17 protein-coding genes are annotated in these 22069 nt (G+C 71.0%); 7 read left to right on the plus strand and 10 right to left on the minus strand.

Annotated elements, in window-relative coordinates; translation table 11 throughout:
- Positions 1-24: 24 nt before the first annotated feature.
- The 5 genes from SCAB_RS23490 to SCAB_RS47975 all read right to left on the minus strand — a co-directional run bounded on the left by SCAB_RS23490 (position 25) and on the right by SCAB_RS47975 (position 9680).
- A complete protein-coding gene (locus tag SCAB_RS23490; RefSeq protein WP_013002560.1) occupies positions 25-1584 on the minus strand; it encodes an SCO6880 family protein in 1560 nt (519 codons plus the stop codon).
- The gene (locus tag SCAB_RS23495) at positions 1581-2900 is read right to left on the minus strand and encodes a hypothetical protein (protein ID WP_013002561.1); all 1320 of its coding nucleotides are present in this window, start codon (positions 2898-2900) and stop codon (positions 1581-1583) included. Before SCAB_RS23495 ends, SCAB_RS23490 begins: the two co-directional genes overlap by 4 nt.
- Positions 2890-3750 (minus strand): hypothetical protein, encoded by an 861-nt coding sequence (locus SCAB_RS23500; RefSeq protein ID WP_013002562.1) that lies wholly within the window; start codon positions 3748-3750, stop codon positions 2890-2892. The genes SCAB_RS23495 and SCAB_RS23500 overlap by 11 nt, the downstream gene beginning before the upstream one ends.
- A 205-nt stretch (positions 3751-3955) precedes the next feature.
- On the minus strand, positions 3956-4264 hold the full coding sequence (locus tag SCAB_RS23505; protein WP_013002563.1) for a hypothetical protein: 309 nt from the start codon (positions 4262-4264) through the stop codon (positions 3956-3958).
- Between the two features lie 529 nt (positions 4265-4793).
- Positions 4794-9680, minus strand: a complete 4887-nt coding sequence (locus tag SCAB_RS47975; protein WP_049875879.1) for a hypothetical protein — start codon at positions 9678-9680, stop codon at positions 4794-4796.
- A gap of 241 nt (positions 9681-9921) precedes the next feature.
- Between SCAB_RS47975 and SCAB_RS23515 the strand changes: the two genes are divergently transcribed.
- A complete protein-coding gene (locus tag SCAB_RS23515) occupies positions 9922-10866 on the plus strand; it encodes a C40 family peptidase (protein WP_374194946.1) in 945 nt (314 codons plus the stop codon).
- A 233-nt stretch (positions 10867-11099) separates the two neighbouring features.
- Complete coding sequence (locus SCAB_RS23520) at positions 11100-11828, plus strand: phosphatase PAP2 family protein (protein WP_013002567.1); 729 nt, start codon at positions 11100-11102, stop codon at positions 11826-11828.
- A 208-nt stretch (positions 11829-12036) separates the two neighbouring features.
- Here SCAB_RS23520 and SCAB_RS23525 read toward each other — a convergent pair whose 3' ends face one another.
- On the minus strand, positions 12037-13593 hold the full coding sequence (locus tag SCAB_RS23525; RefSeq protein WP_037726140.1) for an FAD-binding oxidoreductase: 1557 nt from the start codon (positions 13591-13593) through the stop codon (positions 12037-12039).
- Between the two features lie 679 nt (positions 13594-14272).
- On the opposite strand from SCAB_RS23525, the gene pstS reads away from it, so the two are divergent.
- The 4 genes from pstS to pstB all read left to right on the plus strand — a co-directional run bounded on the left by pstS (position 14273) and on the right by pstB (position 18464).
- On the plus strand, positions 14273-15403 hold the full coding sequence (pstS, locus tag SCAB_RS23530; RefSeq protein ID WP_013002569.1) for a phosphate ABC transporter substrate-binding protein PstS: 1131 nt from the start codon (positions 14273-14275) through the stop codon (positions 15401-15403).
- A gap of 136 nt (positions 15404-15539) precedes the next feature.
- Positions 15540-16547, plus strand: a complete 1008-nt coding sequence (gene pstC / locus SCAB_RS23535) for a phosphate ABC transporter permease subunit PstC (RefSeq protein WP_013002570.1) — start codon at positions 15540-15542, stop codon at positions 16545-16547.
- Positions 16544-17599 (plus strand): phosphate ABC transporter permease PstA, encoded by a 1056-nt coding sequence (gene pstA / locus SCAB_RS23540; RefSeq protein ID WP_013002571.1) that lies wholly within the window; start codon positions 16544-16546, stop codon positions 17597-17599. The genes pstC and pstA overlap by 4 nt, the downstream gene beginning before the upstream one ends.
- An 88-nt stretch (positions 17600-17687) precedes the next feature.
- Positions 17688-18464: a phosphate ABC transporter ATP-binding protein PstB gene (gene pstB / locus SCAB_RS23545; RefSeq protein ID WP_037726303.1), complete on the plus strand. Its 777-nt coding sequence runs from the start codon at positions 17688-17690 to the stop codon at positions 18462-18464.
- Positions 18465-18585: 121 nt separating this feature from the next.
- Here the strand turns inward: pstB and SCAB_RS23550 are convergent, their stop codons facing one another.
- Entirely contained in the window at positions 18586-19584 is a 999-nt protein-coding gene (locus SCAB_RS23550; RefSeq protein WP_013002573.1) for an inorganic phosphate transporter, read from the minus strand.
- Positions 19585-19591: 7 nt separating this feature from the next.
- Positions 19592-20212: a DUF47 domain-containing protein gene (locus SCAB_RS23555; protein WP_013002574.1), complete on the minus strand. Its 621-nt coding sequence runs from the start codon at positions 20210-20212 to the stop codon at positions 19592-19594.
- Between the two features lie 188 nt (positions 20213-20400).
- Between SCAB_RS23555 and SCAB_RS23560 the strand changes: the two genes are divergently transcribed.
- Entirely contained in the window at positions 20401-20766 is a 366-nt protein-coding gene (locus SCAB_RS23560) for a metal-sensitive transcriptional regulator (RefSeq protein ID WP_013002575.1), read from the plus strand.
- A 114-nt stretch (positions 20767-20880) separates the two neighbouring features.
- Here the strand turns inward: SCAB_RS23560 and SCAB_RS23565 are convergent, their stop codons facing one another.
- Positions 20881-21066 (minus strand): hypothetical protein, encoded by a 186-nt coding sequence (locus SCAB_RS23565; RefSeq protein WP_078580171.1) that lies wholly within the window; start codon positions 21064-21066, stop codon positions 20881-20883.
- Positions 21067-21160: 94 nt separating this feature from the next.
- A complete protein-coding gene (locus tag SCAB_RS23570; protein WP_013002577.1) occupies positions 21161-21994 on the minus strand; it encodes a hypothetical protein in 834 nt (277 codons plus the stop codon).
- Positions 21995-22069 lie beyond the last annotated feature (75 nt).

Raw genomic sequence — 22069 nt, forward strand, 5'->3', positions numbered from 1 at the left:
GGGTGATCCCGCATCGCGGCAGCCCTACCTTCGGATTCCGGTGGCGAACGGGAGCGTGTTGACGAAGGCCCGGTGGTGTTCGCGGTCGCACCACTCCAGCTTGAGGTACGACTTGCCGGCCGAGGCCCTTATCGTGCGCTTGTCGCGTGCCAGGGCCTCCGGGGAGCGGGAGGAGACGGTGATCCAGCCGACGAGGTTGACGCCGGCCGCGCCGCTGGCGAGGTCCTCGCCGCGCTGGTCGAGGCGGGAGTGGGAGGCCACGTCACGGGGGTCGACGGTGCGGTTCATCTTGGCGGCGCGGGACGCCTCCGCCTCGTCGTTCGTCTTCTCCGTGAGCATGCGTTCGATGGCGACCTCGGTGGGTTCGAGGTCCATGGTGACGGCGACCGTGCGGATGACGTCCGGGGTGTGGACCAGCAGGGGCGCCAGGAAGTTGACGCCGACCGGGGTCATCGGCCACTCCTTGACCCAGGCCGTGGCGTGGCACCAGGGGGCGCGGGTGGACGACTCGCGGGTCTTGGCCTGGAGGTAGTCCGGTTCCATCGCGTCGAGTTCGGCCGGCCAGGCGTTGCGCTTGGTCATGGCCTGGATGTGGTCGATGGGGTGGTCCGGGTCGTACATGGAGTGGATGAGGGAGGCGAGGCGGCCCTGGCCGAGCGGCTGCCGTACGCGGATGTCGGCCTCCTGGAGGCGCGAGCAGATGTCGGTCAGTTCGCGGGCCATGACGACGGCGAGACCGGCGTCCTTGTCGAGCTTGCGGCCCTTGGGGCGGGCGGCGCGGGCCATGGCGTGGCCCTCGGCGGCGAGTTCGCGGGAGTAGTGCATGCAGGCGACGAGGTACGCGCGGTGCTGCTCGCTGCTGGTGGAGACCATGGACTGGAGCTGGTCGTACGACTGCTGCAGCCAGCCCGGGGCACGGTCGTCGCCGCGCTGCGCGACGTCCTTGGCGTGGGCGTCGGGGTCGGCGGGGAGGGTGCGCGCGAGCATCTGCAGGCGGGTGACGAAGCCGTCGCCGTTGGCCACGTGCTTGAGGAGGGTGCCGAAGCGGTCGACGAGGGCTTCCTGGTCCTCGGAGTCGCGCAGGCCCACGCCGGGGCCCTCGATCTCGATGGCGGCGGTGACGGTCCGGCGGTCGGCGTGCAGGAGGACGGCGATCTCGTCGGGGCCGAAGGGCGCGGCCAGCCAGGTGATGCGGCCGATGCCCGGCGGGGGGCCCACCTCGACCTCACGGCCGTCGAGGCGGGTGCCGGCCTCCATGTTGGCGGAGCGGTACGTGGTGCCGCGGCGCAGGCTGCGCTTGTAACTGCGGTTGATCTCGAACCACTTGTAGAACGTCCGGCGCTTGTACGGCACGTAGACCGCGGCGAGCGCGAGCATCGGGAACCCGGTGAGCAGGGCGATGCGGGGGACGAGAACGGGGACGAGGAGGCCGCACATCATGCCGAGGAACGCGCCCACGATGATGAGCGCGATCTCGCCGGACTCGCGGTTCCGGCCGATGATCGCGTTCGGCCGGGCGCGGCCGATCAGATATGTACGGCGGGGCGTGACCGGATGGGACAGATGGTGGGACTCGGTCGTCAACGCCCTTCACCTCCCGTGCGGTTGCTGTTGCGGGTGTTGCCGGCGTGGGGGGTGTTGACCGGGCTCGTGCGGGGCGGGGGTGCGGCGGAGGGGACAGTTCCGCCGCCTCCGTTCGCGGGGCGCGAGCTGTGGGCGGCCACGCCGCCGGATGCGGGGTTGGCCTGGCGGGGGGTGGTGTTCCCGCCGCCGTTGTTGTCGGCCCGGGAGCTGTGGGTCTTGATGCCCTGGGCGACGAGGCTGGCCGGGGAGCTGATGACGGCGGCGGCCTTGCCTTCGGCGCCGCGCATGATGCGGTTGTTGCGGGAGCCGGCGATCTCGTCGCCGAAGCCGGGGACGAAGCGGTAGATCATCGCCGAGGCGAAGATGGCGAGGAGGATGATGGCGAGGCCGGAGACGACGGCGGAGAAGGCGTTGGGGCCGTCGTCCGCGGAGAGTGCTCCCGCGAGGCCCAGGACGATCACGATCACGGGTTTGATGAGGATGACCGCGATCATGATGCCCGCCCAGCGGCGGACGTGGCCCCACAGGTTCTTGTCGACCAGGCCGGCGTAGACGACCGTGCCGAGGAGTGCGCCGACGTACAGCAGGGCGGCGCGGATGACCAGCTCCAGCCAGAGGACGCCGGCGGCGAGGATGGAGACGAGGGAGACGACGATCAGCATGATCGGGCCGCCGCCGATGTCCTCGCCCTTCTTCAGGGCGCCGGAGAAGGTGCCGAAGAAGGTGTCCGTCTGGTCGCCGGTGGCCTTGGCGAGGACGTCGGTGACGCCGTCGGTCGCCGAGACGACGGTGTAGAGGATCAGGGGGGTGAAGGCGGAGGCGAGGACGGTCAGCCAGAGGAAGCCGACGGCTTCCGAGAGGGCCGTGGTGAGCGGGACGCCCCGCACGGCCCGCTTCGCGACCGCGAGCAGCCACAGGACGAGGGTGAGGATCGTCGACGCCGCGAACACGACGGCGTACTGCTGCAGGAACTTGGGGTTCGTGAAGTCGACGTTCGCGGTGTCGTTGACCGCGGAGGAGAGTTTGTCGATGGTCCAGGAGGCGGCGTCTGCGCAGCCTTGGGCCAGGGAGGAGAGGGGGTCGAGGGTGGTGGCTACGTCGTTGGGGAGGGTGCGGGTGTTGCCTCTGTCGCCGGCTCCGCGTTCGCAGTAGTCCTTGGCGGGGCCGACGATGAGGTCGCAGCGGTCGTCCGAGGCCGAGGGAGACGGCGAGGGTGTGGGCGCGGCGGCCGCGCGAGTGGCCAGCAGAACGACCGCAGTCTGTACGGCAGTGAGAACTGCGGCGGACTTGAGTACGTGGTGTGACCTACCGGGCATAACTGAACCCTCCGTACTCCTCGACGGCCTTTGAGATTTCGTCAGCCGTCGAGACCTTGTTGTCACCGTTGACCGGCGCCGGGCCGTCCTTCTGCGCGAAACTCTCGACCTTCCAGTCGGAGTCGGCCCAGCGAAGCTTCAGGGTCATGGTGAACCAGTCGCTGGTCACCGGGCTGGTGGTGTCTTCCGAGGCCATGCCGAAGACTCCGGTGCACCACACCTCAATGGTCGCGGTGCTGTTCGAGTAGCTCGTGGCCTTGGTGCCGACCGGCATGGTCCGTGAGACGTAGGTGCTGCCGGACGGGGCGTTGCCGTTCTCGTCCAGGCCGACATCTGCCAGGAAGTTCCCGTCGTAGGCCTTGTTGAGGCTGGACTCCAGATCGTCGACCTTCTCGGCCACGAAGACCTGCCGCACGATCGCGCTTCGCCGGGACGGCTTCAGGATGTCGGCCGAGACCAGCACCACGGAGTAGTTGGCGGCCGCCGATTCGGCGCCCTGCTGATCGTGGGCGAAGCCGGAAGGGATGCCGCCGGTTTTGGTGGTGACCGGTCGTTCCCCCGAAGCCGCCGTCGGGGCCGTTTTCGTCGGGTCTCCGTCGGCGCCGTCCGTGGTGTCGCCGTCGCCGCCCCGGTTCGCGAAGGCGATCGCGGCGATGAGGAGGACGACGACGCCGACGACGGTGACGAGGCTTCTGGAGGAGGAGCGGGGGCGGCGGGGGGCGCCGCCGTAGGGGGCGCCGCCGCCTTCGGGGAGGCGGGTTCGGGTCTGGCCGGTGCCGGCGTATCCCCCGTACGCGTCGTCACCGGAGCGTGAGGAGTCGCCGTACCCCTGCTCGTCGCCGAGACTCATGCCGCAGTCGCCCCTTCAACTTCGACGTCGTACCGAAAGGCGTAGCAGTACGACGGTAGCCGCGCTGGTTCCCGCGCGGGCGCGGTGTGGAGACTCGACATCAGGGAAACGCAACCTCAGCCGGTGGGCACGACGGACGGGTGGGGTGGGAGGGGGGAACCGGGCGGAGGCGGCGGCCCGGCCGGGACGTGGGCGGGCCGCCGCGCTACACGGCCATGCCGTACACGATGGTGAAGAGCGTGCCCAGGGAGCCGATGATGAAGACGCCGGTGAGGCCGGCGATGATGAGGCCCTTGCCCTGTTCGGCGCTGAAGGTGTCGCGCAGGGCGGTCGCGCCGATGCGCTGTTTGGCCGCGCCCCAGATCGCGATGCCGAGGCACAGGAGGATGGCGACCGCCATCACGACCTCGATCATCACGCGTGCCTCGTTGCCCAGGCTGCCGAAAGGCCCCCAGTCCGGGGCGATTCCGCCGATGATGGTGGTGATGTCGCCCTTGTCGGCCGCAACGAACATGTAAGTCACCGCCCCTAGTGGGTCGTTCTGTTGTCTTCGATGGCTGTGCGGCGCGTCCGCCGGGGCGTCCGCTCCGCACGCCTCCACGCGGGTGCGCAGAGGTCGAGCCCATTCTCGCCGACAATCACGCCGAGGTATGTCGACTTGGCGTCATTGATTGGCGGTTTTCGTACGGATCCCTTGCCGCCGGCCCGTGCTGGCCCCTAACGGGGGGCGCGGAACGGTAAACGAAGGGTCGTATCGTCACTCTGTGTATCACGGCAGGTCACGCCGGGCAACGAGGAGGAAACGGAACCTGTGGTGTGGTTCCGTCGTTATTCCTCTTTCGTGCCGTCTGAGTGCTTGCCCGGCCCCGCTTCTGACGGGGTGTCGGGAGTGTGCGGTCGCTCCGGTGTTCTCCGGAGTCCGAGTGTGCCTGATGTGGACGTAAGGGTCGTGTGTGGGGGTCGGATGATCCGGCGGGGCCGATGTCAACACCGCTGCGGGTGTGCGGCGTTGTCCCGGCGGCGGGAGGACGACGAGAAGCCGGTCACCGTGCCGTCGTCCACGTCCTCGTGAACAGTTCGTGCGGGGGCACCGGGCACAGGAGGCGGGGGAACGGGCCGCGGAGGTCGGTCGGGGTTAGGGCTTCGGCTCTGTGGTGGGGCAGTTTGGCGGTTTCCAGGGGGAGGTGGGGGGACTTGAGGTCGGTCCAGGGGCCCGGTACGAACAGGGTGCGCCCAGCTCGGGGGCGCTTGGCCCGTTCCACCGCGCCCGTGGTCAGCAGTTCCGTCTCCGCGGCCCGGTGGCGGGCGGGAGTCCAGTCGTTCCAGCGGCGGATGTTCTGGTCGGTGGGGCGGGCCAGGGTCAGGAGCTGGAGGTACAGCGTCGCGGCCTCGGGGCCGACGCCCAGGGTGCCCGCGGCCTCGGTGACCAGGCCCGGGACGCTCAGGGCCGGGTTCAGCTCGTAGCCGCCCGGGGGTACCGGGGTCGTGGAGACGCGCTCGGTCATCCGGGCGAGCCCGCCCGTGCGCAGCTCCTGGAGCGCGTGGACCTCGCCCAGGAGGCGGGACAGGGCCAGGTCGCCGCACAGGCGCTCCGTCCGCTCCAGCGCTGCCGTGGCGGCCGGACCGGCGAGGGCGGAGGTGTGCAGGAAGACGTCGCCGTGGGGGGCGGAGACCACGAGGAGGCCGTCGTCGTACACGGCGGTCGGTGCGGTGGCGTTCGCCCTCAGGGGCTGGGGGCAGGGCAGTACCGGGCCGGTGTGGGGCGCGAAGCCGGGGGTGCCGGGCGCGGTCGCGGCGAGCGACGGGTGGCGGCCCAGGTGGACGAGGGTGCCGGGGGTGTCCAGCAGGGCCCGCAGTCTGCCGAACAGCCGGACCGCGGGCCCCGCCGAGGGGTCGCCGACCGGGCGCTCGGTGAGGGCCCAGGCCACGACGGCCAGGAGTTCCCGGTCCGGCAGCGCGTAGCCGCCCACGCGGGCGCCCGCCGTGCCGTCGGGTTCCGCCCGGTGCAGCTGGAGGCCGCCGCCGGTACTGCCGGCCAGGACGAATCCCGGTGCGCCGAAGGCGGTCCGGTCGGCGGGCACCTGCCCGGTGGTGAGGCTGTGCGCCCAGGTGGCGGGGAGGCCCAGGTCCGTTTCCACGGCGTCGGCCAGGGCGTCGTCGACGTACGGGGTGGCGCCGAGCAGGGCGGTCCACGCCTCGGCCATGCGCTCCGCGGCCGCGACCGTGCCGCCGTCCTCCCACAGGTCGGCCGGGGTGTCCGGTACACCCGCGGCGAGGACCGCGCGGCGGCCGGCCGGGCCGAGGCGGTGCCACAGGGCGCGGTACTCCTCGATGACCTGCCTGTTGGCGCCGTACGGCTTCGAGCGCAGCAGCTTCGTGTCGTCGTCGGACCCCTTGCGCCGGGGCAGACCGGCCAGGACCAGGAGGGCGATCGGGCCGCGTGCCCCCGTGCGCCGGGAGAAGACCTCGACGGCCCGCGCGGGCAGGGGCAGCGGGCCCCGTCGCTCCACCAGGTCCAGCAGCTCGGACAGCCGGGCGGTGTCGTCCCGCTCGACGGTCACCGTGGCGTGGCCGTCGCCCCCCTCGGCGGGGGAGGAGGCCACGGGGTCGGCGGGGCCGGGTGACGGAGCCGGGGCCGCCGCCCGCTGGACGAAGCGGGCGGTGCCGCCGCGTTCGCCGGCCGAGGTGATCGGGTCCCCGGCGGAGCGGGACGCGGAGAGCGCCGGCAGCGGTGCGCGGCCGGTGCGCCAGCTGCCTCCCCGTTCGGCGAACGGCTGGCCGCTCCAGGTGCGCAACAGCGCGGCCAGGGAGGTCCGTTCCTCGGCGGAGGTGGTCTCCACCGCGGTACGCCAGGCCACCGCGTCGATGCGGCCGAGCAGAGCGGGCCAGTCCAGTGGCTCGGCCGGCAGGGCCAGCCGTCGTGTCTCGTCGTCGATCTCGCCCCGCAGATACCGGCCGTCCGCCGCGATCGAGGTGAGTGTCGCGGGCCGGAGGCCGGGCACCGGGGCGTCGTGGGCGCGGAGTTCGGGGAGGAGGCCGTGGAGGGCCGGGGACAGGGCGGTGTCCGGGATCTCGGCCGGCAGGGTCACCACCGGCCCCGACCGCATGATGCGCACGCGCCGGGACAGTGTCGCGCGCCGCCGGAGCGCATCGGCGGCGAGCAGCGTCACCCGCACCACGCCGTCCACGATCCTCGGTTCGGTCACCTCGGGCAGGAGCCGGCCCAGGACGGCGCGTACGGCCGCCTCCGCGGCCCCGGTTCCCTCGGCCGCGCCGGTGGGCGCACCCGGTGTCCCGAGGGTCGCCGCGCCGAGCAGGGCGCGGGCGTCGGTGTCGCGCACCGCGCGGAGCGCCTTGGAGGAGGCGTCGTCGCGCGGGGTGAGGAAGTGCCAGTACGCGGGCGGGGGCAGGGGGCCGACGCTGTGGGGTGAGGGGGTGCGGCCCCGGTGGCGTTCGGTGGCGGGGAAGCCGTGGGACTCCCAGAGCAGGGAGCCGTCGGCGGTGGCGTGCACGCGCACGTGCCGCGGTTCGACCAGGACGGCGTCCTCGCCGCCTCCGGGCGCCCGGAGGATGCCCCAGGGGTGCAGTCCGGGGCGGGTGCTGACGAACCGTCCCTCGCGGCCGTCGACGGTCCGCAGCAGGAAGTCGGTCGGGGAGGGGCCCGCGTACGGCGTGCGGTACTGGACGTGGCAGCCGGTCAGGCGTCCGTCCTGGCCCAGCGGGGACGGCGGTGCGTCCTCGGGCAGGGCGGCCAGGGTGAGCGCGTCCGCGAACACCGCCCGGCCGGGCGGTACTTCCACCTCGCGGTGGAAGCCGGGCAGCTCGGGGTCGCCGGTGCGGGCGCCCGTCGACGGGTCGACGCGCTGCCAGTCGCCGCGGAAGACGTCGGCGCTCCAGACCCGCTCGCCGTCGCTCATCTGCAGTTCACGGCTGCCGATGCCGGACCGGTCGCCCGGCCGGAGCACGCGGTCGCCGTCGTGCCGGCCGCCGTCGGGGCTGGCGAACTGGAAGCCGAAGCCGCCGTCGATGAGCCCGGCGTACGGGCGCAGCCCGAGGCGCTGCTCCGGTTCGAACACCTCCTCGGGCCGGTCGGCCCAGCAGGCGTGACTGCCGAAGCCGGCCCGCTTCTCGGCCGTCCAGCTCACCAGGAAGCGGCCGCCCGCGTAGTGCACGCTGTGGCTCGTCGTGCCCTCGGGGAGGGTGAAGGCGCATGCGCCGCGCCGGCCCGTGTGGTCCACGGCCACGGCCCGGTCGTCGCCGTAGACGGTCAGCACGGGCCAGGTGGCGGTCACACCCCGGACGAGGTGGTCGGTCCGGCGGTTCCGGCCGGCCTCCTCCGCCCGTCCGTTCCGGTCGGCGGCCTCGCCGTGGCCGTTGCGGACGGTTTTCCCGGCGAAGCCGTTCCGGTCGGCGGCCCCGTCCCCGTTCGTCCCGGTGCTCCCGACTCCGCCGGACCCGGCAGCGGACCCGGCCTCGTCGGCCGTCGGGTCGGCGGCGAGTTCGGTCAGGGCCTTCTCCAGGGCCGGCCAGCCCAGTTCCTCCGGCAGGCCCGCGGTCAGCGCGCGGGACAGGGGACCGGTCAGGTCCAGGGTGGCCAGGGCCTCCTCGACGCCGTCCAGGGCGGTGGCCGTCGGGCGGTCGAGGAGGCCGGTCAGTTCGTCCACCGCCTCGTCGGCCGCCGCGATGCCGCCGTGCCGCAGCTCGTCGATCAGCTTCTCGATCCTGGTGCGCACCTCGGCCGCGATGGCCGCGTTCTCCGGCAGGCGGGTGATGGCCGTGCCGCCGCCGCGCAGCCCGGCGTGGACCGTGCCCTCCAGCCGGGGCCCGAACACCGGGTCGGCCGCGAGGGCGGACAGGTCGCTCCGCGACCGGCCGCCCCAGAAGTGCAGCCGGATCGCGTCACCCGGGTCCTCGACCGCTGTGCCCTCCGCGAGACAGGCGTCCAGCAGGTCGGCGTCCAGCTCCGGATGCCCGTAGCGGTCCTCGTGCAGCCTGACGGGCGTCCCCGCCGCGCGGAGCCGGGGCGCGAACAGGGCCACCAGTTCGAACAGTTCGGGTGGCGCCTGCTGTGACGTCACACCGCCGCCCGCCACCCGCGCGTGCTTGTACATCCGCGCGTACCGCCCCAGCCAGCCGGCGACCCCGCCCTCCGGCGTCACCCGCCCGGCCACCACGGCCCGTGCCGCGCCCGAGCGCAGCAGCACCCGCAGCCAGGACGCCGCGTCGCCGCGCGAGTCCGGGAAGACGTCCACCAGCGCGGCGTACACCTCGTCGTCCTGCGGGAACTCCGCCAGCAGGACGGCGAGCGCGTCCAGCAGCGCGTCCGGTACGGCCTTCTCCCTCGCCGCGCCGACCACCGCGGCGAGGACCCGCGCGTCCTCGTCCCTGCCGAGCCCCGCCGCCTTCGCGGACGCCCGGACCCGCCCGGCCAGCGTCGCCGGCAGCTCGCCCGGCGACGCCGCCCACGCCGTGAGCACCCGTGTGTACTCCGCGTGCGCCTCGTCCGCGCCGAGCACCGCGGCCAGCCGCCGCTGATGGCCGGTCAACTCCGTGACCGGCAGGGCACCGAACCCGGCGAGGAGCAGGACGTTCGCCCGGTACCACTCCTCGTCCACCGGCAGCCCGTGCTCGCGCTCCGCCGTGCGCGCCAGCGCGAACGCCTTGCCCGCGTACCGGGCGCTCCAGCCGGTCAGCCGATGGCCCACCATGTCCCAGAACCACGGCAGATGCGCCGGAGGCAGCCGCCTGGCCCACTGCTCCATGCCGGTCAGGAAACGGCCCGGCTTCTCGTACGCCACCGGGATCCGCGCCCGCACCGCCGCCAGCGCGTCGAGTGCCACGGGCTCGCCGGCGGGGTCGTGCGCTCTGACCCAGTCGACGTACACCGTCGAGGTGTGCGGTTGCGCAGGGAGCGAAACGTGGACCTTCATGGCGAGATCGTGGCACGCCCGACCGACACCGCCGTCGGCCGGCCCGAGCGCCGGCCGCCTGTGGTCCTCCACGTCTCCTGCGCCGTCGTCTGCGCCGTGACGACGTTGGTGATCATTCCCTCGGCGGGTGGCCGCCTCTACACTTGCTGACGGCGGACTGGCGCGCGGTGAGGGGCGGTTGACGGTGCGTAAGGCATGGATCGTGGCGATCGCTGCCTGCAGCGTCGGCCTCAGCTTCGTGATGCTGCTGGTCGTGGGCGTCTACATGGTCGCCGGGAACCTCGCGGGCGGCATCGGCGGGAAGTCCGTCTCGCTGGCCAAGGGGGCCGTGCCCGCCGCTTACCAGACCCTCGTGCAGAAGTGGGGCAATCTGTGCGACGCCATCAATCCGGCGTTGCTGGCCGCACAGCTGTACCAGGAGAGCGGGTTCAACCCGAAGGCGCAGAGCCCCGCCGCCGCGCAGGGGATCGCTCAGTTCATCCCGGGGACCTGGGCCGCGCACGGGGTCGACGGGGACGGGGACGGGGATCGTGACGTCTGGGACCCGAATGACGCGATTCCGTCGGCCGCCTCGTACGACTGCTCCCTCGCGAAGTACGTGAAGGACGTGCCCGGTGATCCGACGGCGAACATGCTCGCTTCCTACAACGCGGGGGCGTACGCCGTCATCAAGTACGGGGGCGTCCCGCCGTACAAGGAGACGCAGAACTACGTCAAGACGATCACCACGCTGTCGGAGAGTTTCGCCGCGCCCACGACCCGGGTCGATCCCAGCGAGCAGGCGGCCGGGGCCATCGCGTACGCGCAGAAGAAGCTGGGGACGCCGTATCTGTGGGGTGGCACCGGTACCGCTGAGCAGGGCGGACGCTTCGACTGCTCGGGGCTGACGCAGGCGGCGTACGAGACCGTGGGGATCACGCTGCCGCGGGTCGCGAACGATCAGTACAACGCAGGGCCGCATCCGTCGAGGGACGAGCTGCTGCCCGGGGATCTGGTGTTCTTCTCCGACGACCTCACCAACTCCCGCGCCATTCGGCATGTCGGTATCTATGTCGGGGGCGGATATATGATCGACGCTCCGCGCACGGGAGCCGTCATCCGTTTCGACCCGATTGACACCCCCGACTACTTCGGTGCCACCCGGGTTACCGAAGATGGCGCGAAAGCATTGCCCACAACGGTCTGACAGAGCCGTAATTGTCTGTGAACCCCTGCCCTGAGCTGCAGAGACGTGTCTCTCTTCGATAACGTCTGCGTGATCATTCGGTGGAGGGTGGAACGCATTGAAGGGGAGTGTGCGTTCCTGATTGACGTAGCCCGTTGACGCTCATGCGGAAGCACTACGTACCACGGGGGTGGCAGAGCGCGGCGCACGTAAGGGTGCGGTCGCGAGAACGATGACGAAAGGGCCGCAGCACGATGGCTGGACTCGCCGCGCATGCCGCAATTGCCGCTGAATCCGGATCGAATCCCGACGTCGAGCTGCTCTACGAGATCAACGGCCTCGCCAAGGACGCGCCGACCTGGCTCGACCGGGTGATGGAGTTCGTCGGCGAGTACGGGCTGCTCTTCGCGATGGTGCTGCTGATCCTGTGGTGCTGGTGGGGTGTGCGGAAGCGGGGCGGGGAGGATGCCGCCGCGTCCGTGGCCGCGTTGATGTGGGCGCCGCTCGCCGCCGGGGTCGCCGTGCTGGTGAACGTGCCGATACGCGGGTTCGTGGAGCGGCCCCGGCCCTTCCTCGACCACGAGGGGCTGGAGGTGCTGGTCTCCGGCAAGACCGACTACTCCTTCGTGAGCGATCACGCGACGCTGATCATGGCGATGGCGGTGGGGCTGTTCGTCGCCAACCGGAAGTTCGGCATGGTCGGGCTGGTGATCGGTCTGCTGGGCGGGTTCATCCGCGTGTACATGGGCGTGCACTACCCGACCGACGTGATCGGCGGGTTCGCGCTGGGGACCGCGGTCGTGCTGCTGCTCTCGCCGCTCGCGATGGCTCTGCTCACGCCGTTGATGAAGGCCGTGGAGCGGTCGCCCCGGGTGGGATGGATCGTGCGGGCCCGGGGGCGGGACGGGCGGCGTGCGGTGATTCCCGGGGCCCGGGTGGGTGGGGCTTCCGCGGATGCGGAGGAGCGGGACCTGGCTGCCTGAGGGCGGCGTGCGGGTTCCGTGTGTGGCTCGGGTGCGCCCGGGATGTTCTTCGCCCCCGCCGCCCCTACCCGTCCCATCCCCAAGGGGCTGACGCCCCTTCGACCCCCCTGAGCGCTCCAACCGCTCGGGGGGCGCTTGTTCGGCGGGTGCGGCCCGGTGGGGGCTTCTCGCGCAGTTCCCCGCGCCCCTGACGGGACCCTCCCGGGCCCTACAGGGCCTGCGGGAAGGTGAAGAAGCGGTTCGGGTCGTACTTCTTCTTCAGGGTGGTCAGCCGGGGGACCGCGTCCCCGTAGTACGCCTTCTTCCAGTCCGTGAGGGTGGGGTCCGTGTAGTTCTGGTACGCGGCGCCGGAGGCGTGGCGGGCCATGGACTTGTGGGCCTTGTCGAGCCAGGACTGGGCCGTCGCGCCGGAGGTGCCGGACTTCCAGGAGGCGAGGTACTGGGCCAGCATCCGGGAGCGGCGGTGGACGAAGGCCGTGGCCGTGGGCGAGACGCGGTTGACCTGGCCGCCCAGCGCGGTCAGGGCGATGCTGCCGGCTCCGCCCTTCACGCCGGTGATCTGGGTCAGCAGGGTCTGGACGCCCGCCGAGGAGATCGAGCGGTCGAAGAAGTCCGAGCGTGCCGCGTACGTCTCGCGGCCCAGCGCGCCCTGCGGGGAGCGGCCGGGGGTGGAGCCGGGCAGGTGGCACTTGGCGTCGGCCGAGAAGGAGCCGCAGCCCGCGTACCCCTCCATGGCGTCCTCGTACGAGCGGCGCCTCAGGGAGACGCTGCGGGCCGGGGTGCCGACGCGGTCGGCCAGCCGGTCGAGGGCGTTCTCCAGGTCGCCGTAGGTGCCGAGGGAGAAGGCGGCGACCGCGACGGACGGGCTGCCTCCGTTCTCCAGGTGGCAGGAGGACCAGATCTCGTCGGGCTGCGTCGGGCCCCACTCCTGCCAGGCCCGCACCACGGCGGCGGCCTTGGACCAGGGCCAGGTGAGGTACGCGGTGACGCCCTGGGGGGCGGGGTGGGTCTTGAAGCGGAGCTCGGTGACCACGCCGAAGTTGCCGTTGCCCGCGCCGCGCAGGGCCCAGAAGAGGTCCTTGTTGGTGGTGGCGTTCGCGGTCAGCTGCTTGCCGTCGGCCGTGATCAGCGTGGCCTGGGTGAGGCTGTCGCAGGTCAGGCCGTAGGCGCGGGAGGTCACGCCGTGGCCGCCGCCGAGGGTCAGGCCGGAGACGCCGACCGTCGGGCAGGAGCCGGCGGGGATGGTCACCCCCTTCGCGGCCAGGGCGCGGTAGACGTCGATCAGCTTGGAGCCTGCGCCCACCACGGCCTCGCCCCCGGAGGCGCGGACCTTGTTCAGCTTGGAGACGTCGACGACGAGGCGTCCGTTGCCGGAGGACCAGCCCGCGTAGGAGTGGCCTCCGTTGCGTATCGACACCTTGATGTCGTGGGCCCGGGCGTAGGCGAGGGTCGTACGGATGTCGTCGGCGTGGGCGACGTAGGCGACGGCGGTGGGCTTCAGGGTGTCGAAGCGGGTGTTGTAGAGCTGCCGGGCCGTGGACCATGCCTTGTCGCCGGGGCGGTAGAGGGGGCCGTCGAGGTCGCGGGCGAGGGCGGACCAGTCGGCGGCGGAGGTCCTGGAGACGATGCCCGTGCCGGTGGTGGTGGTCGTGCGCAGGGAGGTGTCCGTGGCGCGGCCGGGGGCGGGGTCCGTGCCGGTGCAGGCGGAGGCCGTCAGCGTGGTGAGCGCGGCCGCGCCGCCGCCTATGAACATGCGTCGTTCCATGTGCGTCTCCCGGTGCGCCGCTTGGTGGGTCGTGGAACGAGACGGGGTGGGTGGTGACGGGGTTCCCGGAATCCACCCTGTCTCCCGTGTCTCCCTGCCTTTTCCGGTCCTCGCGGGCCGTGGCCCTTCGGACCACGATTCTGCGGCCGCCGTCCCCGGCGGGTTCCGCCGGGGTCCCGGAGCATCGGTGTGAGGGCTCCGTGAGGGTCTCCCGCGGCTTTCGGGCCGTCGCGCGTCGGGACCGTGACCGGGCCGGGGGCCGCGAGTGGGCGTAGGGCGGCCCCGGATGGGGGATGGCTTCTCTCTGTAGTTGAATGCGTTCGGAGAGTCACAGAGTCGGGGAGTGGTGAGGCCGTGTGGAACGCCTGGGTTCTGTGGGGTGCGCGGGCCGGGGCCGCGGGATCGGGATCCTCGCGTGCTCTTCCCGTGAGCGTTCCGTGACCTCACCGCACTTTCGGCAGGGGTTCACTCGCCGTTCACTTCCGTCCATCGGCGGCTTCACCTGATCTGCCTAATTTCGGCCTTACCCGGTGCGGGATGCGGGCCGAAACCAGGCCGTGCACCCCGTGACGACAGCAGTTCGAGGGACTGACGGCACCGACCGGGCAGGCCCCGAGGCTGATACGACGACTTCGCACGCCGCCATGTGGACGGCGGCTCCTGGAAGGAACTCCCGAAAGTGAAGCTTCAGCGCAAGAACCGGCTGCGCGCCCTTTCTCTCGGTGCTGTCGCCCTCACCGGCGTCCTGACCCTCTCGGCATGCGGGTCCGACGACACCAGTGGCGGCGCGAGCGGTAGCGGTGACACCCCGGCGGCCGCGGGCAAGATCGACTGCGGCGACGCCAAGGGCCAGCTGCTGGCCGACGGCTCCTCCGCGCAGAAGAACGCCATCGACGCCTGGGTGAAGCAGTACCAGAGCACCTGCAAGGACGTCGTGATCAACTACAAGGGCAGCGGCTCGGGCGCGGGCATCACCGCGTTCACCCAGGGCCAGATCGCCTTCGCGGGCTCCGACTCGGCGCTGAAGCCCGAAGAGGTCACGGCCTCCAAGGAGGTCTGCAAGGGCGGTCAGGGCATCGACCTGCCGATGGTCGGCGGTCCGATCGCCGTCGGTTACAACGTCCCGGGTGTCGACAACCTGATCCTGGACGCCAAGACCCTCGCCCTGATCTTCGACAGCAAGATCACCAACTGGAACGACAAGGCCATCAAGGCGCTGAACCCCGACGCCGAGCTGCCCGACCTCAAGATCCAGGCCTTCCACCGCTCGGACGAGTCCGGCACCACGGACAACTTCACCAAGTACCTGATCGCCGCGGCCCCCGACAACTGGAAGTACGAGGGCGGCAAGGCCTGGCAGGCCAAGGGCGGCCAGTCCGCGCAGGGCTCCTCCGGCGTCGCGCAGGGCGTGAAGGAGACCAAGGGCGCGATCTCCTACATGGAGCTCTCCTACGCCAAGGACGGCATCAGCACGGTCGACGTCAAGACCGGCGCCGCCACCCCGGTGAAGGCGACCGTGGAGAACGCCACGAAGGCCATCTCCGAGGCCCAGGTCGTGGGCACCGGCAAGGACCTCGCGCTGAAGCTGAACTACACGCCGACCGCCGAGGGCGCCTACCCGATCACCCTCGTCACGTACGAGATCGTCTGCGACAAGGGCAACAAGGCGGACACCCTGACCGCCACGAAGTCCTTCCTCACCTACGTCGCGTCCGAGGACGGCCAGGCGCTGCTCTCCGAGGCCGGGTACGCCCCGATGCCCGAGGAGATCATCACCAAGGTCCGTTCGACCATCTCGGAACTGAGCTGACCCGAGTGCGGTCCGGTCCCGACGGGACCGGACCGCACCGTCCGGTGCACCGCCGCCAGGAGTCCTCCGCCAGCGCGGGCGGCTCCGCCCCGAGCCGCCGCCCGTAGCGCGCCGGCTCCGCAGACCGGAGAACCTGATGGACATATCGACCAAAGACACTCCCGCTCCCCCCACCCCACCGACTTCCGCGTCCGCCGAGCCGCAGCGCGCCGAGCGTGGCGTCACCCGCCTCGGTGACCGGGTCTTCCTCGGCCTGTCCCGCGGGTCCGGCGTCTTCCTGCTGGTGCTCATGGCGGCCATCGCCGTGTTCCTCAGCTACCGGGCCGCGCTCGCGATCAGCAAGGACGAGGCCAACTTCTTCACGACCTTCGAGTGGAACCCCACCGCGGTCCCGCCGGTCTTCGGCATCGCGGTGCTGGCGTTCGGCACCGTGGTCTCGTCGGTCATCGCGATGGCCATCGCGGTCCCGGTCGCGGTCGGCATCGCCCTCTTCATCACGCACTACGCCCCGCGCAGGCTGGGCGGCCCGATCGCGTACGTGATCGACCTGCTCGCCGCCGTGCCGTCCATCGTGTACGGCCTGTGGGGCATCCTGGTCCTCGTCCCGCAGCTCGACGGGCTCTACGGCTGGCTGAACGACTACCTCGGCTGGACCGGCATCCTCGAATGGCAGGGCGGCGCCCCCCGTTCGATGCTGACCGTCGGCATCCTGCTCGCGATCATGATCCTGCCGATCATCACCAACGTGAGCCGTGAGGTCTTCCGCCAGGTCCCGCGGATGCACGAGGAGGCCGCGCTGGCCCTCGGTGCCACCCGCTGGGAGGTCATCCGCATGGCGGTGCTGCCCTTCGGCCGCTCCGGCGTCATCTCCGCCTCGATGCTCGGCCTCGGCCGCGCGCTCGGCGAGACCATGGCCGTGGCGATGGTCCTGTCGTCCAGCTTCGAGATCAACCTCAGCCTGCTCGACCCGGGCGGCGGCACCTTCGCCCAGAACATCGCCAGCAAGTTCAGCGAGGCCACCGAGATGGGCCGGGACGCCCTGATCGCCTCCGGTCTGGTCCTGTTCGTCATCACCCTGCTGGTCAACGGCGCGGCCCGGCTGATCATCGCCCGCCGCAAGGAGTTCTCGGGGGCCAACGCATGAGCAACGCCACTCTCACCCCGAAGGGCCCGAGCACGCTGCGGGCCGCGTCGCTGCCCAAGTGGTTCGCCTGGGCGGTCGCCGCGGGCTCCGTCACCCTGGGCCTCGCCATCAGCGCGCTGGCCGGCCTCGAAAGCTCCATCCAGTGGGCCCTGATCGCGGGCATCCTCTTCGTCCTCGGCTCGTACGGCATCGCCGCGCGCGTCGAGGGCAAGCGGCAGGCCAAGGACCGGGTCGCGACCAGCCTCGTCTGGGTCGCCTTCCTGCTCGCGGTGATCCCGCTGGTCTCCCTCATCTGGGAGACCATCAGCCGCGGTGTGAAGGTCCTCGACGTCTACTTCCTCACCCACTCGATGGGTGTGGTCGCCACCACGGAGCCCGGCGGCGGTATCTACCACGCCATCCTCGGCACCCTGGAGCAGGTGGGCATCGCCGCCGTCATCTCGGTGCCGATCGGCGTGCTGACCGCGATCTACCTGGTCGAGTACGGCCGGGGCCGGCTCGCCAAGGCCGTCACCTTCTTCGTCGACGTCATGACGGGCATCCCGTCGATCGTCGCCGGTCTGTTCATCCTCAGCACCTGGATCCTGATCCTCGGCATGGGCCCCTCCGGCTTCGCCGGCGCGATGGCGCTGACCATCCTGATGCTGCCGGTCGTGGTCCGCTCCACCGAGGAGATGCTGAAGCTCGTCCCGAACGAGCTGCGCGAGGCGTCGCTGGCACTGGGCGTGCCGAAGTGGCGCACCATCCTCAAAATCGTGCTGCCGACCGCCATCGGTGGTATCACGACAGGTGTGATGCTCGCGGTCGCCCGTATCGCCGGTGAGACCGCTCCGGTCCTGCTGCTGGTGTGGGGTTCGAACTACATCAACGCGAACCCCTTCACCGACCCGCAGGCGTCGCTGCCGATGTACATCTATCTGCAGTTCCAGCAGAGCGGCGGCTCCGGAGCGGCGTACGACCGTGCCTGGGCGGCGTCGCTGACGCTGATCGCCTTCATCATGATCCTGAACCTGGCGGCCCGCGGCATCGCCCGCTGGAAGGCCCCACGATGACGAGGACAACGCGCGGCCGTGCCGCGCGGCCGGTCGCTGACGCGGCCACACAGCGACCAGTTCCCCCGCGAAAGAAGCAGTGATCTCCATGGCCAAGCGAATCGACGTCAGCGGCCTCAACGCCTACTACAGCTCGTTCCGCGCCATCGAGGACATCTCGATGGCCATCGAGCCCCGCACGGTGACGGCCTTCATCGGCCCCTCCGGCTGCGGCAAGTCCACGTTCCTGCGCACCCTGAACCGGATGCACGAGGTCACGCCGGGCGGCCGGGTCGAGGGCAAGGTCATGCTCGACGACGAGAACCTGTACGGCGCCGGGGTCGACCCGGTCTCCGTGCGGCGTGAGGTCGGCATGGTCTTCCAGCGTCCGAACCCGTTCCCCACGATGTCGATCTACGACAACGTGGCGGCGGGCCTGAAGCTGGTCGGCGGCAAGAAGAAGTCCGAGCTGGACGAGATCGTCGAGAAGTCCCTCAAGGGCGCGAACCTCTGGAACGAGGTCAAGGACCGGCTGAACAAGCCGGGCTCCGGCCTCTCCGGCGGCCAGCAGCAGCGGCTGTGCATCGCCCGCGCGATCGCGGTCGAGCCGAAGGTGCTGCTCATGGACGAGCCGTGCTCCGCGCTCGACCCGATCTCGACGCTCGCCATCGAGGACCTCATCGGCGAGCTGAAGGAACGCTTCACGATCGTCATCGTGACGCACAACATGCAGCAGGCGGCGCGTGTCTCCGACCGTACGGCGTTCTTCAACCTCGCGGCGGTCGGGCAGCCCGGCAAGCTGATCGAGATAGACGACACGGAGCGGATCTTCTCCAACCCGTCCGTGCAGGCCACGGAGGACTACATCTCCGGGCGCTTCGGCTAGGCCGCCGCCCGCGAAGGACCCCTCGCGGTGCTGCATGGCGGTGCCGCCGCGAGGTAGGTGAAGGGCCCGCCCCCGGGAAGACCGGGGGCGGGCCCTGCGCCGTTCTCGGGGGCGTGCTGCCCTACAGGACCGCCAGGTTCACGATCCAGAAGCTCGCGGCGGCGACCAGCGCCGCGGCCGGCATCGTGATGAACCAGCCGAGGATGATGTTCTTGGCCACGCCCCAGCGGACGGCGTTGATGCGCTTGGTGGCGCCCACACCCATGATCGCCGAGGTGATGATGTGGGTGGTGGAGATGGGGGCCTTGAAGATGAAGGCCGTGACGAACATGATCGACGCGCCGGTGGTCTCGGCGGCGAAGCCCTGCGGCGGGTCGAGCTCGATGATCTTGCGGCCCAGGGTGCGCATGATGCGCCAGCCGCCCGCGTACGTGCCGAGGGAGAGCATGACCGCGCAGACGATCTTCACCCAGACCGGGATGGGATCGCCGTAGTCCTCGACGTCCGCGATGACCAGTGCCATCACGACGATGCCCATCGTCTTCTGGGCGTCCTGCAGACCGTGGCCGAGGGCCATGCCGGCCGCCGACACGGTCTGCGCGATCCGGAAGCCGCGCTTGGCCTTGTGCGGGTTGGCGCGGCGGAAGATCCACATGATCGCCGCCATCACCAGATAGCCGGCGACCAGGCCGACCACCGGTGAGATGAACATCGGGATGACGACCTTTTCGAGGACGCCGGACCAGTAGACGGTCGTACCGCCCGCGAGTGCCGCGCCCACCATGCCGCCGAACAGGGCGTGCGAGGAGGACGAGGGCAGGCCGAAGTACCAGGTGACGAGGTTCCAGGTGATCGCGCCGACCAGGGCCGCGAAGAGGATGCCCATCCCCTTGGAGCCCTCGGGCGTGGAGATCAGGCCCTCGCTGACCGTCTTGGCGACCCCGCTGCCGAGGAACGCGCCGACGAGGTTCATCACCGCGGCCATGGCGAGGGCCGCGCGGGGCGTCAGCGCGCGGGTCGACACCGAGGTCGCGATCGCGTTCGCGGAGTCGTGGAAGCCGTTGGTGTACGTGAAGAAGAGCGCGACCCCGATGGTCACGACCAGAGCAAGGGTGTCCATGAAGGGTTCAGGACTCCTTGACGGCGATGGTCTCCACCGTGTTCGCCACGTGCTCGAACGCGTCCGCCGCCTCCTCCAGCACGTCCACGATCTGCTTGAGTTTCAGCACCTCGATGGCTTCGTACTTGCCGTTGAAGAGCATGGCCAGCAGCTTGCGGTGGATCTGGTCGGCCTGGTTCTCCAGGCGGTTGACCTCGATCCAGTACTCCGTGAGGTTGGCCATGGTCCGCAGGTTCGGCATCGCCTCCGCGGTCAGCTCGGCGGCCCGCGCCAGCACCTCGATCTGCTGCTCCACGCCCTTGGGCAGGTCCTCGACGTTGTAGAGGACGACCAGGTCGACGGCCTCCTCCATGAAGTCCATGATGTCGTCGAGGGAGGACGCGAGGTTGTAGATGTCCTCGCGGTCGAACGGCGTGATGAACGAGGAGTTCAGCTGGTGGAAGATCGCGTGTGTGGCGTCGTCACCGGCGTGTTCGGCGGCCCGCATACGCTCTGCGATCTCGGCCCGGCCGGCGGTGTCCGCCCCGAGCAGTTCCATGAGGAGCTTCGAGCCCGTGACGATGTTGTCCGCGGATGCGGCGAACATGTCGTAGAAGCTCGTCTCCCTGGGGGTCAGACGAAAGCGCACGTGGGGTCCTCGGTATGCATGGGTTTCGGTCAGGCTGATGCTAGGTGCATCATCCGGCCACGGCTAATGGGCCGTCCACCAGTGTCGCCCATCAGGCAGATCGGTCGGCACGGGGGCTGCCCGCAGGGCGTATACCCGCCAAAGTTCGCTACCATATACCCGGTAGGGGTATATGTCTGGAGGCTGCGATGACGACCACAGGGGCCGGCGCGGGGGCGCCCTCGGCCGTAGACGGTGTGGAGCAGGGTGTCGTGACCGACCACGACCGTGGAATCCACGGGTACCACCATCAGAAGGCGGAACACCTGAAGCGTCTGCGGCGCATCGAGGGACAGATTCGTGGGCTCCAGCGGATGGTCGACGAGGACGTCTACTGCATCGACATACTGACCCAGGTCTCCGCCTCCACCAAGGCCCTGCAGTCCTTCGCGCTGCAGCTCCTGGAGGAGCACCTGCGGCACTGCGTCGCCGACGCGGCCCTCAAGGGCGGCGCCGAGATCGACGCGAAGGTCGAGGAGGCCACGAAGGCGATCGGCCGGCTGCTGCGGACCTGAGTGCCGGGGGAGCCGGGAGAGGCGTCACCCGGGGTCGCTTTTCGGCCACGGGAGCGTTCGTCGGGGCGGGGTGGCGGTGTCCCGCCGGGTGATGCCGTCGCGTGCGGCCGCCCGCTACCGGGGCGGCCCGTCCTCGTGGCCGCGCTCTTCCCGGACGCGCAGGACCTCGTCGATGCGGTCGGGGCTGAGGCGGTCGCCGTCGGTGGTCGAGGCCGCGATGATGAGGTCGCCGCAGAGTTCGATCTCGGCGAGGGCCACGTGGTCCTGAACCGCCGTACCGCCTGCCGGAGCCACGCGCATCACCTCTTCTCTGCCGCCACCGACCCCTAGGGTAGGCAGCGGGCCACGGCCCGCGCATGGCACCAACGGACCATTTCCGGCCCCGTACTCTCCGCTACTCCTCGGCGATCTTCCCGGCGTAGATGTCCTCGTTCCGCGGCAGCCGGACGGTGACGGGAACGCCGAAGTCGTACAGCAGGGTCGTCGAGGCGACGGCGATCGTGCCCTGCCTGCCGCCGTTGACGAAGCTGAACCGGTGGCGGACCTTGCGGACGCGGCCCTCGTCGTCGAGATAGGCGTCGAAGGGCACCCGGGCGGTGGCGAAGCCCCGGGCGGCGGCCCGCAGGGCCGCCCGGTTGCCCTCGGAGGCCGCGCGGGAGGCGGCGGTCAGATCGGCGGTGCCGCGGTAGTGCCGGACCCGGGTGCCGTTCACCTCGATCTCGCCGACGAGCCGCGCCGTCCGCGTCCCGCGCAGCACCTCGGCCGCGGCGAACGGGTCGGTGGCGCCGCCGGTGACCAGATTGCCGTCGGAGAGGGTGCCCGTGTCGACGCGGACCCATTTGTCGGCGGGCACGCCCGCGCCCCGGTTCTTCATGAACAGGGCGCCGGGGGCGAGGAGTTCGGTGATCGGGCGGTGCTCGCTGCGGCCGGCGGGGTCGTGCGGGAGCAGCACCTTCAGCCGGCCGAGCCGTCGGCCGTAGTCGTAGACGCCCTCGCCCTGGATGGTGACCCGGGTGCCGCCGGTGGCCATCTCCATCTCGGTGCGGGCCTTGGAGCTGCCCGCGCGGACGAGGGCCGGGGCGGCGCGGTGCAGCAGGTCCACCGGGTCGGTGGGGAGGGGGTCGTCCTCGGGGCCGCCGGTGTGGCAGCCGGTCACGCCGGTCGCGCCGACGAGGAGTCCCGCCGCGACGAGTGCCGCGCCCGTTCTGCTGTGCCGCCGCGTCACCATCGCTAGCCAACCCCCTGGCCGGGTCCGAACCGGGTCTTCCGCTCGCTCGGATAACGACAGGCCGGGGAGGTCGTC

This window comes from Streptomyces scabiei 87.22, from assembly GCF_000091305.1.
GTDB classification, from domain to species: Bacteria; Actinomycetota; Actinomycetes; order Streptomycetales; family Streptomycetaceae; genus Streptomyces; species Streptomyces scabiei.

Coding starts and splice junctions, on each gene's coding strand:
- SCAB_RS47975 (WP_049875879.1), bottom strand. CDS start 9,680: ATGAAGGTCCACGTTTCGCTCCCTGCGCAACCGCACACCTCGACGGTG.
- SCAB_RS23565 (WP_078580171.1), bottom strand. CDS start 21,066: ATGCGCGTGGCTCCGGCAGGCGGTACGGCGGTTCAGGACCACGTGGCC.
- SCAB_RS23500 (WP_013002562.1), bottom strand. CDS start 3,750: ATGAGTCTCGGCGACGAGCAGGGGTACGGCGACTCCTCACGCTCCGGT.
- SCAB_RS23505 (WP_013002563.1), bottom strand. CDS start 4,264: ATGTTCGTTGCGGCCGACAAGGGCGACATCACCACCATCATCGGCGGA.
- pstA (WP_013002571.1), top strand. CDS start 16,544: ATGAGCAACGCCACTCTCACCCCGAAGGGCCCGAGCACGCTGCGGGCC.
- pstC (WP_013002570.1), top strand. CDS start 15,540: ATGGACATATCGACCAAAGACACTCCCGCTCCCCCCACCCCACCGACT.
- SCAB_RS23515 (WP_374194946.1), top strand. CDS start 9,922: ATGCTGCTGGTCGTGGGCGTCTACATGGTCGCCGGGAACCTCGCGGGC.
- SCAB_RS23495 (WP_013002561.1), bottom strand. CDS start 2,900: ATGCCCGGTAGGTCACACCACGTACTCAAGTCCGCCGCAGTTCTCACT.
- SCAB_RS23520 (WP_013002567.1), top strand. CDS start 11,100: ATGGCTGGACTCGCCGCGCATGCCGCAATTGCCGCTGAATCCGGATCG.
- pstB (WP_037726303.1), top strand. CDS start 17,688: ATGGCCAAGCGAATCGACGTCAGCGGCCTCAACGCCTACTACAGCTCG.
- SCAB_RS23550 (WP_013002573.1), bottom strand. CDS start 19,584: ATGGACACCCTTGCTCTGGTCGTGACCATCGGGGTCGCGCTCTTCTTC.
- SCAB_RS23525 (WP_037726140.1), bottom strand. CDS start 13,593: ATGGAACGACGCATGTTCATAGGCGGCGGCGCGGCCGCGCTCACCACG.
- SCAB_RS23570 (WP_013002577.1), bottom strand. CDS start 21,994: ATGGTGACGCGGCGGCACAGCAGAACGGGCGCGGCACTCGTCGCGGCG.
- SCAB_RS23560 (WP_013002575.1), top strand. CDS start 20,401: ATGACGACCACAGGGGCCGGCGCGGGGGCGCCCTCGGCCGTAGACGGT.